Raw genomic sequence first — 15,273 nt, 5'->3', positions numbered from 1 at the left:
AATAATAGTTTAGTATTCTATTTCCAAATCGATATCAATATCGATCGGAACGGGAATCGATACATCTAAAGGCATGGTGTTGGTGCTTTTTGTCGATACGCCACAATTCGCTAAAAAAGTGGAGTAAGAACTTTCCCGTTTCACATAAAGATCGGTCATTTTATATGTGTTTTTTCCTTCTTTAACAGTTCGATCTGCACCTGATGCGTTTTTCAGTTCAAAAACTTTGTTTTTATCAGCAGAAAAATAAGACATGACTCCACTTCCCGAAAAGATAATTTGCTGAGAAAGAAGGGCTAAATCTGAACTTTTTACACGATCAATATCTACACAGAATCGCGAATTATTGGATATCTCAATGTGATTTCCCCATTTTAAGTTGGCCATGACCGCTGGATTGTTGTAGCCGAGCACAAGAAAATTGGTATTTGCCGAGTTTTTAATATTGCCGTCTATCGCTAATTCTTTAACAACCAGTGATTGTTTCACACCGTTCTTCCCTAAGTTCATTAAGTTATTTCCAGCACCTAGTTTCCCATTAATAATAAGGTTCGCGTTTACAAGGTTATTAATATTATTTGAAACAGATGTATCACTTTCTTTTACGACTACACTGACACCTTGAAAATTGATGTTGTTGCAGTTTTTATCACAAACATAATCTTTGAAACTGTTTGTATATACGCGGAAATCAACAGGGTCTAGTTTGGCATTTTTAATTTGATCCACGAAAGTGCTTAATTTCTCTCCAGAAGATGATAAACATTCGTAAGGCGCTGTCGCTATACTTTTTAAAACATTTGTTAATAAAGCGGAACATGATTGTGTGGGGGGAACTAGCGAAAATACATTTTCGTATTTCATGTCTACACTACTGGTGATTTGTAGTGTATCGACTTTAATGGTTTCTTCAGAACTCAAAAACCCTTCAGGCATTTTCACTATAAATGTGGCTACTAAATCTTTTGTCACGCCTTCAGAAGTTCCTTGGATTTCCATTTCGATTTTAATCGATTCTACTTCTTTATCGACAGTAGATGCTGTATCTACATTTTTTAATGCTTGGTTTAATTTCACTGTAGTCGTCTTTAAAATTGTGTAGTCAATTTTCTCTGCTGTAAACGGAACTTTTTTAACGTTTAATTGTGTATTAAGCACTTGAACTTTATCCATAATGCGTCCAATTAAAATCGCCTTCATTTCCTGTTCAATAGTTTCTTCCCATTGATCGCGTTTAGCTTGTGTATTGCACGCGTTGCCAAGGGGGTATTTAATACAGTCAATAAGCGCATTTAGTTTCAACTGTGTTTGTGTATTCATTTCATACTTCAACATTTTAAGTTCTCGTTCAAAATCAGTTGTAAAGTACAAAGTCCCCATTTCTGCAGCAGCTACAGCATGATTGTTGACATCGATCGTTTGCTCTTGTTTCGAATGATTTAAAGAACCTGCAATAAATGTAGCTGATAAGCTAAAGAATAGAACTACGATTAATAGGACAACTAATAATGCGTATCCTTGCTGATTTTTGAGAACTTTCATTTCTCTCCCCCGTTTCGAACATGCCTGTGATGAGTCGCGTTAAGACTGTATCTATGGAAATTGAAGCTTTACCGGAAGTGAGTGTTAAAGAAACTGGGTTATGCTGTTCTTTAGGAACGATTGTTACTTCAGAAAAGGATGCACCCGTATAAACAATCCCATTGATGGATGTACCGGTAAAGTCATAGTCTTTATCAATAAGCCTTTCATAAGGTCCGCAACCTGTTTCATCAGAACAGGTTTGTAACATGAGTTGCTTATTTTCAATTTTCACGAGGTAACGATCACTTTTCCGATGAGCACTTGATAACTTCGCAATTACTAAAGCTGCATCTTGTTGTATATGCGTTTTTGTAGTCTCAACGACACTATGTTTAAACCCAATCGACATCGCTGTCCACGCACCTGCTACTACAAGTGAAACCAATACAAGTGCGGCGAGAATTTCAATCATTGTTATTCCTTTTTCGTCATTTTTCATATTAATCAACCTTTTCTTCGACAAGGAATTTAATATAGGAATATGTTTGACTGCTTATACGAGCACCGTCATACACTTTCAGGTGAACTTTGTATAATTGTGTCAAATTCGGATTGTTACATGTCATGCCATTTACATCTTGTTCTAAAAAAGCCTGACATTCTAAATAAATGTCTGCTTCATAACGGTAATCATCCACTTTTTCATAACGAACAAACTTAGGATACTGAGCTACTTTATTAAAGCCTGTCGCAGGCATTTTCGCTGCTAAAACCGTTTTAAAATCTTCGTAAATATCCGAATCACTACTATTGCGTTTTCCTACCCATGCTGATTCTCCAGATATAAGTGAAATTTCTTGTCTAGCTAAATTCATCGTGTCCAGTTTTGTTTCTGTCTTGTTATTAAATAACGTCATTTGAGGGAAGATGGTCATGATGCCAACAAATACAATACTCAAAATAACCACCGCTGCTAGAACTTCAACTAAACTCAAACCTTTTTCATTTAAAGCCATAAGCAGCCACCCCTTAAAGAAACACTTTAATATTCCTTTTTATTCCTAATAAAAGAAACTTTTTATCTATAATCTTACTTAACTTCATATTACATTTTTATAGTCGGTCTGAATAGTGTTTTTTGTAAATTCACATGTTTTCACTAAAAAAATTAACATTTTTCAATTTTAAATAGGAAAAAAAGACCGTAAAAGAGTTATACTCTTTCACAGTCTTATTTCGAATAAGCTGCAACTTTATTTCGACCAGCTTGTTTAGCACCGATGTATAACGCTCGATCCGCATTACGGATTAATGACATTCCTTCATCACTATCTTCTGGCGCAGATGACACACCAATGCTCATCGTGATGTGAATAATTTGCTGTTGACGTTCATTGGCTAAATCAGTTTCAATGAGGAATTCATGATTTTCGATACGCTTTCGTAACTTTTCAGCTAGCAGCATTGCCAGTTCTTTGCTGTAATTTCGAAGAAGTACAACAAATTCTTCGCCCCCGTATCGGGCCACCATACCTTCGCCAGCTATTTCTTCTCGAAGTATATCAGCTAACTGAACTAAAATGTCATTGCCACTTTGATGTCCGTACCGGTCATTGATGCTTTTGAAATGATCGATATCCATCATAATGAGTGATAATTGCTCTAGTTTACCGTCTTTCATTTCTTGAATGTGTTTTTCTAGACTTTCGTCTAAATAACGGTAATTATACAAGCGAGTTAATCCGCAACGTTCACTTTTCGCGATAACGCGCTGCATATACCCTGCTTTTTCAAGTGATACAGCAAAATACGTACTGAGGATATCCAAAATCTTCAACTGATGTTTTGCAAATGCGTATTTCTTTTTCGAGGCTAGTACAAGCACCCCTTCTGTTTTATTGTTACGGGCAATTGGAGTTGCCATTATACTTTGTGTATCTGCTGGTAAATTTCCAGTTGATAAGTTTTCCCAATCGCTTTTTTCATTATAGATAAAAGATTCACCCGTCAATATGACTCTTCCGGCCGTTCCTTTTTCATAGGAAATAGAAGCAATGTCGCGCGGCTCTAATTGCCCGTTTTCGTAAATGCGCATAAATTGTTGAAGGCCATCACGGTAATCAATAACGTACGCATACTCTACTTTAAACAATTTGGCTACTTCTACGATAAACAAATCGAAAACTTCATTGGTTTCAAGACGGTCAGCAAGTTGGTGACCAATCACTCCTGCTTTTTTCAAGTCCATATTGATTTGTTCCGAGTTGTTATACATTTTCATAACGACGGTCATTGTGAAGAAAGGAATACCTAATAAAAGCAATGCAACAACGCCAATGTAGGATTCAAACATATATAAAGCAATCGCATATGGGAAAATCACAATCATCAACACAAAATCCCAAATTGCATCTACAGAGAAAAACTTAACCCGAATTGCCATCTATGTAATCGTACAAATAAAAAATGACTTGGTTGACGAGCACTGACACTACTTGAAAAATTAACCCAAACACAATGACGTGTAAGAGGTTGAGCGAATTGATTTCTCCGCCTATTGCCATATAAGTTAATCCTGCGATTAATGAAACCCCAAAAAACATAAGTGAGTTAAATGGAATTCGCAACGACTGATCTTCCTGTGTACGACTTCTATATAACACAATCAACATTGCTAATTGCGAAACCACGATTTCGATAAAAACTCCGTATTTAAGGAACAGCGCCACAGTAACCCATTGCACTAAAAATGTCGAAGCTCCATTAATGTTCATCGGCATTAAGCTCATCAATACAAAAAATAAAATATAGCCTACTAAATTCCACGGATTGTTTACAGTAGGAGGAAAAAAGTTATAAACAAGTAATAAACTTGCCGGCACAATCAAAATCCATAAACTCCAAAGAATTTTTTTCCGCTTTGCATTTCCCTCCATAACATCTTTCCTCTCTGCATTGCATAGTACGAATTTTTATTTTTATAGTTGATGATAATGTTCAAAAAACGAATAATTTGCGTTTCTTAGAAGGGAAAGTAAATACAAAGATCCAGTGACTATAGTCACTACCTCTTTTTCGTATACAGGTAATATATCATTATATTTTAGAATTGTCTTCCTTTTAATGTTGCATTCTGTTAATAATTTTTCAGCAGGTAATGCACGCTCGTTGTCAAAGTCTATAAATGTAAAACAATCGCTTATTTTTTCTAATTCACGCAGCACATTTATATAGTCTTTGTCTTTAAGAATTCCCATTACGATATGAACAGAATGGCCAGGATACGCTTCTTTCACAGTTTTTACTAACGCCTCTGCACTCGCCTTATTGTGTGCTCCATCAAAAATAACTCCCGGAAATACTTCTTCAAAACGATACGCAAGATTTGCGGATGACAATCCTTTTATAGCTTGTTCTTCGCTAAAGTTTTTTCCAAGCAATTCTTTTGCCGCTTCCAAAGCTAAACTGGCATTTTCTAATTGATGAGGACCTTTTAATTTTAAATTTAGATTATTAAGGTCTTTTGGCCTAATTATATCAGCGTGAAGCTTATTCGCAGTTTCTCGAATAATATCTAGTGATTTTACAGGCAGTTTTCCAATTGCAACAGGCTGCCATTTTTTTATAATTCCTGCTTTATGCCGAGTAATTTCTTCTATTGAATTTCCTAAAAAGTTTGTATGGTCCATAGAAATAGATGGGATAATCGCAATTTCAGGAATGATTACGTTCGTGCTGTCTAATGCACCTCCCATGCCTGCTTCGATAATCGCAAAGTCTGGTTGATGTTCTTTAAAAATCAGTAATGCCGCTAGTGTTAACAGTTCAAAATCCGTTAATGGTGTTTTTACGTGACTAAGTTGCTGCATAATACGATCAAGTTCTACTGGGCTAATGGGGTTGCCATTCAACTGAATTTGATCATGGAGGTCTTCAATGCACGGGGAATAGAAATTACCGACAGAAAAGCCATGAGCTTGCAAAATACTTGCTAAAAAAGTGGCAGTGGATCCTTTTCCGTTTGTACCCGCTAAGTGAACAAACTTTCCAACTTTATGTGGATTCCCAACTTCTTCAAGAGCCGCTGTAATAGCATCTAAACCTGGGTGAATAGCCGTATCTGTTTGGATATTCCATTTTTCTTTATATTGTTCAAGTCCAATTATCATTAGTAGCCTCATTTCTTCAATAAACATGATACACTTTTTGAGTACGATTATAGCACGAAGGTGGAATGGTAATGACGAGTTGTTGGGTGATCTACAACGGAAGCTTAGTTTCCGATAAATTTGCAGACCAAGCAAGTTTGGTTGCAGAAGCAGCACAACGGGCAGGAGTGTCTGTAAAAATTATGAAAAATTATGAAACTATAATGGATTTATCAGTCAATTTAAGTATACCTGATTTTGCAATATTATTGGATAAGGATATTTTACTAGGCTATTTTTTAAAAAGCCGGGGTGTTCCCGTTTATAACGATCCGGCGGTTATTGATTTATGCGATAACAAAGCTACGCAATACGTTCAACTTGCTGCTCAAAGTTTGCCCATGCCAAGAACCATCGTAGCGCCAAAAGTATATCCGAATTTCTCAATCATCCATTCCGGTTATTTTGAGAAAGTCATTGATCGCTTAAAACTACCCATGATCATAAAAGAAGGACATGGTTCTTTCGGTATGAAAGTATATTTGATTGAGACAGAAAAACAGTTTTACGAAAAAGTCGAGAGTCTTAGAGGAATAGATTTTGTTTTTCAAGAATTTATCGAAACGAGTCGTGGTCGTGATATTCGCGTTAATATTGTTGGCGGTGAAATTGTCGCTGCGATGCATCGCCATTCCACAACGGATTTCCGCGCCAACATTACTAATGGCGGTGTGGCATCTCCGATTGAGCTTACTTCAGCTCAACAAGACGTCGCGTTAGCCGCAGCTCAAGCTGTTGGCGCCACTTTCGCAGGTGTTGATTTGTTGTACGGTGAAGATGAACAGCCGCTCGTTTGTGAAGTCAATGCAGCTGCACACATTCGCAATATTTTAAATGTCACGGGAATCAATGTCGCCGATGCCATGATTGCTTATATATTGGAGGACTTGTCATGAAACTTCTATATGAAACGCAGGATGCAAAACGCAACCACGGATTTATAGAAGAATTACAACGATTTGGAGATTTTGATTTGGTCGAGTGGGACGACTGGAGTGATGAAGGGCTGACGCGGTTGGCCAATCATTTAGCCGGTGAACTTGTTGTGTTTCGCGCACGGCGACCAAATGCTGCTCGTTTTTTAGAAGATCAAGGCATTCACTTGATCAATCGCGCAGAAGTAAATCGCATTGCTAATGACAAATGGAAAAGTTTTGAGTTGTTTATGTTGCTCGGTGTTCCGACTATACCAAGTTACCGACAAGCACCTGGCTATCCATGCATTGCAAAAACTTCGAACGGTCACGGTGGTAAAGAAGTGTGGCTGCTCCAATCAGAAAAAGATATACCAAACACGACTTCCCCTCTTCTTTTCCAACCGGTTGTGGCACACCAAGCGGATATTCGAGTTTATGTGATCGGCTTGGAAATTGTAGGGGCTGTGAAACGAATTTCTAATGACTCGTTTAAAGCCAATTATTCACTCGGTGCATCTGTCGAAAAATACGTATTAACAGCTGCTCAAGAAAAAGATGTATTGCGCATTGCTCGTGCATTAAATAGCGATTATGTTGGAATAGACTTTTTACTACTTGAAGATGGACAGCATGTATTTAATGAAATCGAAGATCCTGTGGGTGCTCGTTCGTTTTATGAAACACATGATGACAACATTGCAGAACTGTTTGTAGAACATATCCGAAAAATGGAAAAACATGCTCCTTTTCAGCGGGAAGATCGACTGAAATAAATTTTTTTAAGTTAGACTAGATTCTCTACCTTTCTTCCAACTATCTCTTATAAAAACAACGTATAGATATAGGCACACCTGATTTAGTAAATTTCTTAGCGCAGGCGCGACCAAAGGCTAAGCGAAGCAAGAAGACTGGCGTTCTTTTTCTGGCTTCTTGCGAGAACTATGCCCAAAGCGATTTGAAATATTAGTTTTATAGTTCATCTTATTAGCTTATAAACCATTTAAAAACCGCTCTCCCAATCTGGGAAAGCGGTTTTATCGTTTTATAGATTCTTTAGTTCTTCAATGCGTTTTTCAACCGTTGCATGTTTTTCCATGTAATCAGCTTGTTTTGCACGCTCTTCAGCAACTACTGCTTCAGGTGCTTTTGAAACAAAGCGTTCGTTCGACAATTTGCCGCTAACAAGTTTTACTTCTTTTGCCCACTTATCAAGCTCTTTGTTTAAACGAGCAAGCTCTGCATCAATATCGATCAAGCCTTCTAGTGGCATGAACAATTCAGCACCTGATACTACTGCTGACATCGATTTTTCAGGAGCTACGATGTTTTCACCGATCGTTAAGGTTTCTGGGTTACAGAAACGTTCGATATACGCAGCGTTTGCTTCTAATACGGCATGCGTATTGGCATCTTTTGCAGAAATCGTCAATGGCACTTTTTTGCTCATTGGCGACTGTACTTCTGCACGAATTGTACGAACCGAACGAATCACGTCCATTAACAACTTCATGCTAGAAGACTGACTTTGGTTTGTTAACGAGTCGTCAACTGTTGGCCAAGCGGCAAGCGTAATTGATTCGCCTTCATGCGGCAAGTTCTGCCAAATTTCTTCTGTAATAAATGGCATGAACGGGTGCAGTAAACGCATGGTGTTATCCAGTACATAAGCAAGTACCGAACGCGTCATTTTTTTCGCTCTTTCGTCTTCACCGTATAATGGCAACTTCGACATTTCGATATACCAGTCACAGAAATCATCCCAGATAAAGTTGTAAAGTGAACGTCCCACTTCGCCAAACTCATAACGTTCTGCAAGCTCTGTTACTTGTTCAATGGTTTCATTTAAACGCGTTAAAATCCATGAATCTGCAACTGACTTTTTGCCTGATAAATCAATTTGATCGTACGTCATGCCTTCCATATTCATCAATGCAAAACGAGACGCATTCCAAATTTTATTGGCAAAGTTCCATACTGACTCGACTTTGTCGTTTGAATAACGAAGGTCTTGCCCTGGGGACGATGCTGTCGCTAAGAAGTAACGCAGCGAATCTGCTCCGTACTGAGAAATAACGTCCATTGGGTCAACACCGTTACCAAGTGACTTCGACATTTTACGGCCTTCAGCATCACGAACCAAGCCGTGAATTAACACGTCTTTAAACGGTTTTTCTCCGGTAAATTCTAACGCTTGGAAAATCATGCGGGATACCCAGAAGTTGATGATGTCATAACCTGTCACTAATGCATCTGTTGGGTAGTAGCGGCTAAGATCATCGTTTTCTTCGGGCCAGCCAAGAGTTGAGAACGGCCATAAAGCAGATGAGAACCATGTGTCTAATACATCTTCATCTTGTGTCCAGTTTTCAGCGTCAGCTGGTGCTTCGTGACCAACGTAAATTTCATTTGTTTCGTTATGATACCAAGCTGGAATTTGATGTCCCCACCACAGTTGACGAGAAATACACCAGTCGCGAATGTTTTCCATCCAGTGTAAATACGTTTTTTCAAAACGATCCGGTACAAAATTAACACCGTCGCCATTTTTTTGTGCTTCTACAGATGCAGCAGCTAATGGTTGCATATCAACAAACCATTGAGTTGATAGATAAGGCTCAACTACAGCACCGCTACGCTCAGAGTGACCAACAGAGTGAATATGCTCTTCAATTTCGAACAACACGTCCATGTCTTGTAAGTCTTTTACGATTTGCTTACGGCATTCAAAGCGATCTAAGCCTTCGTATTTGCCAGCATTTTCGTTCATTGATCCATCTTCATTCATAACTAGTACACGTTCTAAATTGTGACGGTTGCCAATTTCAAAGTCATTTGGGTCATGAGCTGGTGTGATTTTAACAGCACCACTTCCAAATTCTCGATCCACGTAATCGTCTGCAACAATTTCAATTTCGCGACCCACGATTGGTAAGATAACTTTTTTTCCGATTAAATGCTTATAGCGATCGTCTTTCGGGTGAACCGCGACAGCTGTATCGCCAAGCATTGTTTCTGGTCGAGTTGTCGCTACTTCAATATGGCCACTGCCGTCAGCAAGCGGATAACGCATGTGATAAAAAGCACCTTTTACGTCTTTATGAATTACTTCAATATCTGAAATCGCTGTTTGCGTATTCGGGTCCCAGTTGATAATGTATTTGCCGCGGTAAATGAGTTTTTTCTCGTATAATTTCACGAATACTTCACGTACAGCTTTTGACAATCCGTCATCTAATGTAAAGCGTTCACGCGAATAATCAAGTCCTAAACCTAATTTTGCCCATTGCTCACGAATATGGCCAGCGTATTGATCTTTCCATTTCCATGATTCTTCAAGAAACGCCTCGCGTCCTAAATCATAACGTGAACGGCCTTCTTCTTTTAGTTTGCCTTCTACTTTGGCTTGGGTTGCAATCCCTGCATGATCCATTCCTGGAAGCCATAGTGCGTCAAAACCTTGCATGCGTTTCATTCGCGTCATAATGTCTTGTAATGTTGTGTCCCACGCGTGACCTAAGTGTAGTTTGCCGGTAACGTTAGGCGGAGGAATCACGATGGTATACGGCGTTTTGCCGCTTTCTGGTTTTGCTTCAAAGAATTTTTGGTCGACCCACCAATCATAACGGCCTTTCTCAATCGATTGCGGATCGTACTTTGTGGACATTTGTTCAGTCATGGGAATTCCTCCTTTAGTTTCTGGTAGAACGCAAAAAACTCCTGTCGTCTTTAAAGGACGAAGGAGTTTTTCGCGGTACCACCTTTATACACAGGTCTAGTTACAGACCTGGCTCTCAAGTTTCATAACGGATGTTAAGTCCGGTTCCCGCTACTCATTTCACGGCAACTGCTCCGAGGTGACATTCAACTATACGCCATAAAGACCTCTCACCAAATGGTCCTCTCTCTGAAATGCCCGTATACCCTACTATCCTCATCAACGCATGAATATCTAATTACTCTTATTGTACTCAATAGAAGGTTTTTGCGTCAAGTTATTTTGAAGTTCTTGAAGGGAGCTAGTATTTTACGGAATCACGAGGATGGAAATAGTGAGAATCGCTTTCTAATTCTGCTTCGGGCGCTTTGGGCATGGCTCTCGCCAGAAGCCAGGAAGTACACCTGTCTTCTAGCTTCGCCTAGCCCTTGGACGCGCCGAAGCTTGGGGTGTGAACATCTTTTGGTTGAATCGTGGGATAGGTTGTGTCGTTTTCTAATTCCGCTTCGGACGCTTTGGGCATGGCTCTCGCGATAAGCCCGGAAGTGCACCGGTCTTTTCGCTTCACCTAGCCCGCTGACGCGCCGAAGCTTAGTGAGTGGACTTCATTTAGGTTGAGTTAATGAGTTGAATTTATCACTTCTTCTTATTTCTACAAATCAGGGGTTATTTATAACATATATGGGCTAAAAAAAAGTGACTTATGAGCGTTGTTTCCTCATTATTCTTGAATGGTATCTCATTAAAAAAATATTACTTTTATTCAGCAAGACAACTTTCTATTAAAGTAATACGCCTGGTTGTTTGGAGTGCAGATGCTCGACTCCTGCGGAAATAACACGAGCTGAAGACCCTGGAGCGAACGCAGTGAGTGAAGCGGCTGAGGCCGTGTCCGCGGAAAGCGAGCATCGGAACGAAAAACAACGATTTCCTACATCCAAAAACTCAACACAAAAAAAGCTACCCCAGTTATTTACATAACTTTTGGGGTAGCTCTACTTATTATATTAACGTGCCAGTTTAGCAAATACGGTATGGAATGCTTCTACGGTTTTTGCGATATGCTCTTCCGTATGGGCAGTCGATAAGAACATGCCTTCAAACTGTGATGGTGGCAAGTAAATGCCTTCTTCCGCCATTAAGCGGTAATAATTTGCGAACAGTTCAAGGTCTGAGGTTTTTGCTGATTCGAAATCAACTACGTCTTCGTTTGTGAAAAATACGCCGATCATTGATCCTGCACGGTTAACTGTATGCGGGATGTTGTATTTTGTTGCGGCTTCACGGAATCCTTTTTCAAGTTGATCGCCGCGTTCGATGAACGTGTTGTAGCTTTCTTCTGATAAGCGAGAAAGTGTTTCAAAGCCAGCACGCATAGCAAGTGGGTTACCTGACAATGTACCCGCTTGGTATATCGAACCACTCGGTGCAACTTGCTCCATAATTTCACGCTTGCCTCCGAATGCACCAACTGGTAAACCGCCGCCAATTACTTTTCCTAGGCAAGTCATATCAGGCGTTACGCCGTAATAGCCTTGTGCACAGTTATAACCAACACGGAAACCTGTCATTACTTCATCAAAAATGAGCACTGTGCCGTTTTCGTGTGTTAAGTTGCGAAGTTCCATTAAGAAACCTTCGTTCGGTGGGACAACGCCCATATTCCCTGCAACTGGTTCTACAATCACAGCCGCTAGTTGATCGCCGAACTCTTGGAAAGCTAAACGAACGCTTTCAAGATCATTGAAAGGGACTGTGATGGTGTTTTGAGCAACTGATGCTGGTACACCAGGTGAATCTGGCAAACCTAAAGTTGCAACGCCTGAACCTGCTTTGATTAACAAACTGTCGCCATGACCATGGTAGCAGCCTTCGAATTTTAAGATTTTGTCGCGTCCTGTATAGCCACGAGCTACACGCAATGCGCTCATCGTTGCTTCTGTTCCAGAAGACACCATACGCACCATTTCGATTGATGGCACACGGTCCATAACTAATTTCGCCATTTGGTTTTCTAGTTCTGTTGGTGCACCGAAAGAAGTTCCAAGTGCAGCCGTTTCTTGAATGGCTTTCACTACATCTTCTTGTGCATGACCTAAAATAAGGGGACCATAAGATAAAACATAATCAATATACGTGTTGCCATCTACGTCTTTAATGGTCGCGCCACTTCCAGACTGCATGAAAATCGGATCCATATCGACCGATTTAAACGCACGAACCGGGCTGTTAACGCCGCCTGGCATTAATGTTTTGGCTTCCGCAAATGCGGCTAATGATTTTTCGTATGTCATTCTTTTCCCTCCAACCAGCGTGCTGCGTCTTTTGCGTGATACGTCATCACGATATCTGCGCCTGCGCGCTTCATGCTTAATAAAGTTTCTAAAACGATTTTCTTTTCATCAATCCAGCCATTTGCTGCAGCTGCTTTGACCATTGCGTATTCACCTGAAACATTGTAGGCAACGATGGGAATATCGAAATTGTCGCGAACTTCGCGAATAATATCCAAATACGACAATGCCGGTTTCACAATCATGAAATCTGCGCCTTCTTGAACGTCAGAAGCAGTTTCACGTAGCGCTTCCATACGATTTGCCGGGTCCATTTGGTAGGTTTTCCGGTCTCCAAATTGAGGTGTACTGTGAGCCGCTTCGCGGAAAGGTCCGTAATAAGCAGAAGAATATTTAACACCGTAAGACATGATTGGCGTATTTTCAAACCCTGCTTGGTCTAGTCCGTAACGAATTGCTGCAACAAAACCGTCCATCATGTTTGACGGTGCAATAATATCAGCTCCAGCTTTTGCTTGAGACACAGCAGTTCGCGCCAATAAATCAAGTGTCTCGTCATTTAAGATGACACCGTCTTCGATTACGCCACAATGGCCATGGTCGGTATATTGACACAGACATGTATCTGCAATAACGACTAATTCAGGATGACGGTTTTTCGCAAAACGAATGGCTTCTTGCGTAATGCCATGATCATGATAAGCTTGCGTTCCGACTGCGTCTTTTTCATTTGGTACGCCGAAGAGAATAACAGAAGGAATACCAAGGTCTACTACTTCATCCAGTTCAGTACCTAAGTTATCCATCGAAAATTGGAATACGCCAGGCATAGATGAAATTTCATTTTTCACATTTTCTCCTTCAACTACAAAAATCGGATAAATAAAATCCTCTTTATGTAAACTTGTTTCGCGAACCATTGAACGAAGATTAGCTGAACCGCGTAAACGGCGATGACGATTAAAATTCAATTCTTTCATGTCGACAAACTTCCTTTCGCTATTTCATTGATCACTTCAATATACGTATATTTTTCAGGCATAAAATCCACTGTGCCACCATTTTCTATAATGGCTTTTTTCGTTACGTGGCCAATTGCAGCGACTTGGATGTTCGACCAATTGCCCCCTGCTTGACGATATGCTCTTACCGCAGAAGGACTGGCAAACAGAATGATCACGTCTTTGAATTGTGAAATAGTTTTTGCATTTTCACTATTTAACACAGTATCGTAAACCGTCCATTCATCGACTTGCATGGACATAGTGGAAATGGTGTTTTTCGCCATTTGCCCTTTGATAAACAAACATTTCGCTTTTCCTGAGACAGGCGGAAATTCTTGGATAAACTGATCTGCACTAAACATTTTCGGGATAAAATCCACTTGATGACCATGTTTTTTTAAAACTGCTGCGGTTTGAGTACCGACTGCTGCAATTTTAACAGGTACAGTTTCATTGAACGAACAAAACACTTCGGCACTTGTTCGACTAGTGAAAATGAGCCAGTCATATTCCGTAAAATCCGGCTTTTCTGACTGGCGAACAATCGTTTCAACAAGTGGCACATACTTTGTGTTGGCTCCAAATGATTGTGCATGAGAAATCGCTTCTACCGGTTTCCTAGAACCGGTAAAAACGATTGTTTTTCCTTCGAGCAGTTTTTTGCTATTAGACATTGCTTTCAGCTTTGACGCGTTGAATTAAGTCATAACCGCCTTGAGCACTAATTTTTTCAGCAACAATTCGTCCTGCTTCGATTGGATCATGGCTAATTGCCATTTCTTTAAACACTTGGTCAGCTTCTGGTGAAGAAATAAGTCCAGTAAATGTAACTTCTCCATCTTTCACAGTAGCATATCCAGCGATAGGCACTTGGCAGCTGCCATCCATATCTTTAAGGAATTTACGTTCAGCGTTTACTGCTAAAGCTGTATCTTCATGATTTAGTTTTGCTAATTCACTAAGAAGTTCTGTATCTTCTTCACGGCATTCAATTCCGAGTGAACCTTGTCCAATGGCTGGTAGACATTCATCCACTTCAAGAAATTCGGTTACTAAATCATCTTTCCAGCCCATTCGTTTTAACCCAGCTGCTGCTAAAATAATGGCATCGAAATCTCCTGATTTTAGTTTCGCAAGACGCGTGTCAATATTGCCGCGAATCCATTGAATATCAAGGTCTGGACGCAACAATAACAATTGTGAACTACGGCGTAAACTACTTGTTCCAACAACTGCTCCAACTGGTAAGTCTAATAATTTCACGTGGTCGTTTGCGATATACGCATCGCGTGGATCTTCACGTTCTGGAATGCATCCGATTGCCAAACCTTCAGGTAAAACCGAAGGCATGTCTTTCATGCTGTGAACGGCAAAATCGATTTCACGATCAAAAAGTGCTTGCTCGATTTCTTTTACAAACAAGCCTTTCCCGCCAACTTTAGAAAGCATAACATCGACAATTCGATCGCCTTTTGTCACGATTTCTTTAATTTCAAATTCAAAAGGTGCTCCTGCTGCTTTTAATTTATCGATAAACTGGTTAGTTTGTGTTAACGCTAGCTTGCTTCTTCTCGAACCTACAATAATTTTTCTCAACTATATCCTACCTCT

At 39.9% G+C, this 15,273-nt stretch carries 13 protein-coding genes and 1 other annotated feature; of the genes, 2 read left to right on the top strand and 11 right to left on the bottom strand.

Annotation, left to right across the window (positions count from 1 at the left end; genetic code table 11):
* Window positions 1-9 precede the first annotated feature (9 nt).
* The 6 genes from GPDM_RS11210 to GPDM_RS11190 all read right to left on the bottom strand — a co-directional run bounded on the left by GPDM_RS11210 (window position 10) and on the right by GPDM_RS11190 (window position 5,693).
* Entirely contained in the window at window positions 10-1,542 is a 1,533-nt protein-coding gene (locus GPDM_RS11210; RefSeq protein ID WP_008431463.1) for a hypothetical protein, read from the bottom strand.
* Window positions 1,472-2,023, bottom strand: coding sequence for a type II secretion system protein (locus GPDM_RS11205; RefSeq protein ID WP_008431461.1), 552 nt, complete (start codon window positions 2,021-2,023; stop codon window positions 1,472-1,474). Before GPDM_RS11205 ends, GPDM_RS11210 begins: the two co-directional genes overlap by 71 nt.
* 1 nt (window position 2,024) lies before the next feature.
* Window positions 2,025-2,540, bottom strand: coding sequence for a type IV pilus modification PilV family protein (locus tag GPDM_RS16590; RefSeq protein ID WP_008431460.1), 516 nt, complete (start codon window positions 2,538-2,540; stop codon window positions 2,025-2,027).
* Window positions 2,541-2,755: 215 nt separating this feature from the next.
* Window positions 2,756-3,967: a sensor domain-containing diguanylate cyclase gene (locus GPDM_RS11195; RefSeq protein WP_050789213.1), complete on the bottom strand. Its 1,212-nt coding sequence runs from the start codon at window positions 3,965-3,967 to the stop codon at window positions 2,756-2,758.
* Complete coding sequence (locus tag GPDM_RS16330) at window positions 3,951-4,460, bottom strand: hypothetical protein (protein ID WP_050789212.1); 510 nt, start codon at window positions 4,458-4,460, stop codon at window positions 3,951-3,953. Before GPDM_RS16330 ends, GPDM_RS11195 begins: the two co-directional genes overlap by 17 nt.
* A 42-nt stretch (window positions 4,461-4,502) precedes the next feature.
* Complete coding sequence (locus GPDM_RS11190; protein WP_008431459.1) at window positions 4,503-5,693, bottom strand: bifunctional folylpolyglutamate synthase/dihydrofolate synthase; 1,191 nt, start codon at window positions 5,691-5,693, stop codon at window positions 4,503-4,505.
* Window positions 5,694-5,764: 71 nt separating this feature from the next.
* Here GPDM_RS11190 and GPDM_RS11185 point away from each other — a divergent pair, with 71 nt between their 5' ends.
* Window positions 5,765-6,628, top strand: coding sequence for an ATP-grasp domain-containing protein (locus GPDM_RS11185; RefSeq protein WP_008431458.1), 864 nt, complete (start codon window positions 5,765-5,767; stop codon window positions 6,626-6,628).
* Window positions 6,625-7,422: an ATP-grasp domain-containing protein gene (locus GPDM_RS11180; protein ID WP_008431457.1), complete on the top strand. Its 798-nt coding sequence runs from the start codon at window positions 6,625-6,627 to the stop codon at window positions 7,420-7,422. Before GPDM_RS11185 ends, GPDM_RS11180 begins: the two co-directional genes overlap by 4 nt.
* Before the next feature lie 269 nt (window positions 7,423-7,691).
* Here the strand turns inward: GPDM_RS11180 and GPDM_RS11175 are convergent, their stop codons facing one another.
* The 5 genes from GPDM_RS11175 to hemC all read right to left on the bottom strand — a co-directional run bounded on the left by GPDM_RS11175 (window position 7,692) and on the right by hemC (window position 15,258).
* On the bottom strand, window positions 7,692-10,325 hold the full coding sequence (locus GPDM_RS11175) for a valine--tRNA ligase (protein WP_008431456.1): 2,634 nt from the start codon (window positions 10,323-10,325) through the stop codon (window positions 7,692-7,694).
* Between the two features lie 50 nt (window positions 10,326-10,375).
* Window positions 10,376-10,596: a binding site (T-box leader), on the bottom strand.
* Between the two features lie 775 nt (window positions 10,597-11,371).
* The gene (gene hemL / locus GPDM_RS11170) at window positions 11,372-12,658 is read right to left on the bottom strand and encodes a glutamate-1-semialdehyde 2,1-aminomutase (RefSeq protein ID WP_008431455.1); all 1,287 of its coding nucleotides are present in this window, start codon (window positions 12,656-12,658) and stop codon (window positions 11,372-11,374) included.
* The gene (gene hemB, locus GPDM_RS11165) at window positions 12,655-13,638 is read right to left on the bottom strand and encodes a porphobilinogen synthase (protein ID WP_008431454.1); all 984 of its coding nucleotides are present in this window, start codon (window positions 13,636-13,638) and stop codon (window positions 12,655-12,657) included. The genes hemL and hemB overlap by 4 nt, the downstream gene beginning before the upstream one ends.
* Window positions 13,635-14,336 carry a uroporphyrinogen-III synthase gene (locus tag GPDM_RS11160; RefSeq protein ID WP_008431453.1) on the bottom strand — a complete coding sequence of 234 codons (702 nt, stop codon included), beginning with the start codon at window positions 14,334-14,336 and terminating at the stop codon, window positions 13,635-13,637. Before GPDM_RS11160 ends, hemB begins: the two co-directional genes overlap by 4 nt.
* The gene (gene hemC, locus GPDM_RS11155; protein WP_008431451.1) at window positions 14,329-15,258 is read right to left on the bottom strand and encodes a hydroxymethylbilane synthase; all 930 of its coding nucleotides are present in this window, start codon (window positions 15,256-15,258) and stop codon (window positions 14,329-14,331) included. Before hemC ends, GPDM_RS11160 begins: the two co-directional genes overlap by 8 nt.
* Window positions 15,259-15,273 lie beyond the last annotated feature (15 nt).

It is taken from the genome of Planococcus donghaensis MPA1U2 (genome assembly GCF_000189395.1).
In the GTDB taxonomy this organism is placed as follows: Bacteria; Bacillota; Bacilli; order Bacillales_A; family Planococcaceae; genus Planococcus; species Planococcus donghaensis_B.
Note: the sequence above shows the minus strand (reverse complement) of the source record. Positions and strands in the feature narration are given on the sequence as shown.

Bases quoted from the DNA above. Each gene is read 5' to 3' on its own strand.
- GPDM_RS11210 (WP_008431463.1), bottom strand. From the start codon at position 1,542: ATGAAAGTTCTCAAAAATCAGCAAGGATACGCATTATTAGTTGTCCTA.
- GPDM_RS11205 (WP_008431461.1), bottom strand. From the start codon at position 2,023: ATGAAAAATGACGAAAAAGGAATAACAATGATTGAAATTCTCGCCGCA.
- GPDM_RS16590 (WP_008431460.1), bottom strand. From the start codon at position 2,540: ATGGCTTTAAATGAAAAAGGTTTGAGTTTAGTTGAAGTTCTAGCAGCG.
- GPDM_RS11195 (WP_050789213.1), bottom strand. From the start codon at position 3,967: ATGGCAATTCGGGTTAAGTTTTTCTCTGTAGATGCAATTTGGGATTTT.
- GPDM_RS16330 (WP_050789212.1), bottom strand. From the start codon at position 4,460: ATGGAGGGAAATGCAAAGCGGAAAAAAATTCTTTGGAGTTTATGGATT.
- GPDM_RS11190 (WP_008431459.1), bottom strand. From the start codon at position 5,693: ATGATAATTGGACTTGAACAATATAAAGAAAAATGGAATATCCAAACA.
- GPDM_RS11185 (WP_008431458.1), top strand. From the start codon at position 5,765: ATGACGAGTTGTTGGGTGATCTACAACGGAAGCTTAGTTTCCGATAAA.
- GPDM_RS11180 (WP_008431457.1), top strand. From the start codon at position 6,625: ATGAAACTTCTATATGAAACGCAGGATGCAAAACGCAACCACGGATTT.
- GPDM_RS11175 (WP_008431456.1), bottom strand. From the start codon at position 10,325: ATGACTGAACAAATGTCCACAAAGTACGATCCGCAATCGATTGAGAAA.
- hemL (WP_008431455.1), bottom strand. From the start codon at position 12,658: ATGACATACGAAAAATCATTAGCCGCATTTGCGGAAGCCAAAACATTA.
- hemB (WP_008431454.1), bottom strand. From the start codon at position 13,638: ATGAAAGAATTGAATTTTAATCGTCATCGCCGTTTACGCGGTTCAGCT.
- GPDM_RS11160 (WP_008431453.1), bottom strand. From the start codon at position 14,336: ATGTCTAATAGCAAAAAACTGCTCGAAGGAAAAACAATCGTTTTTACC.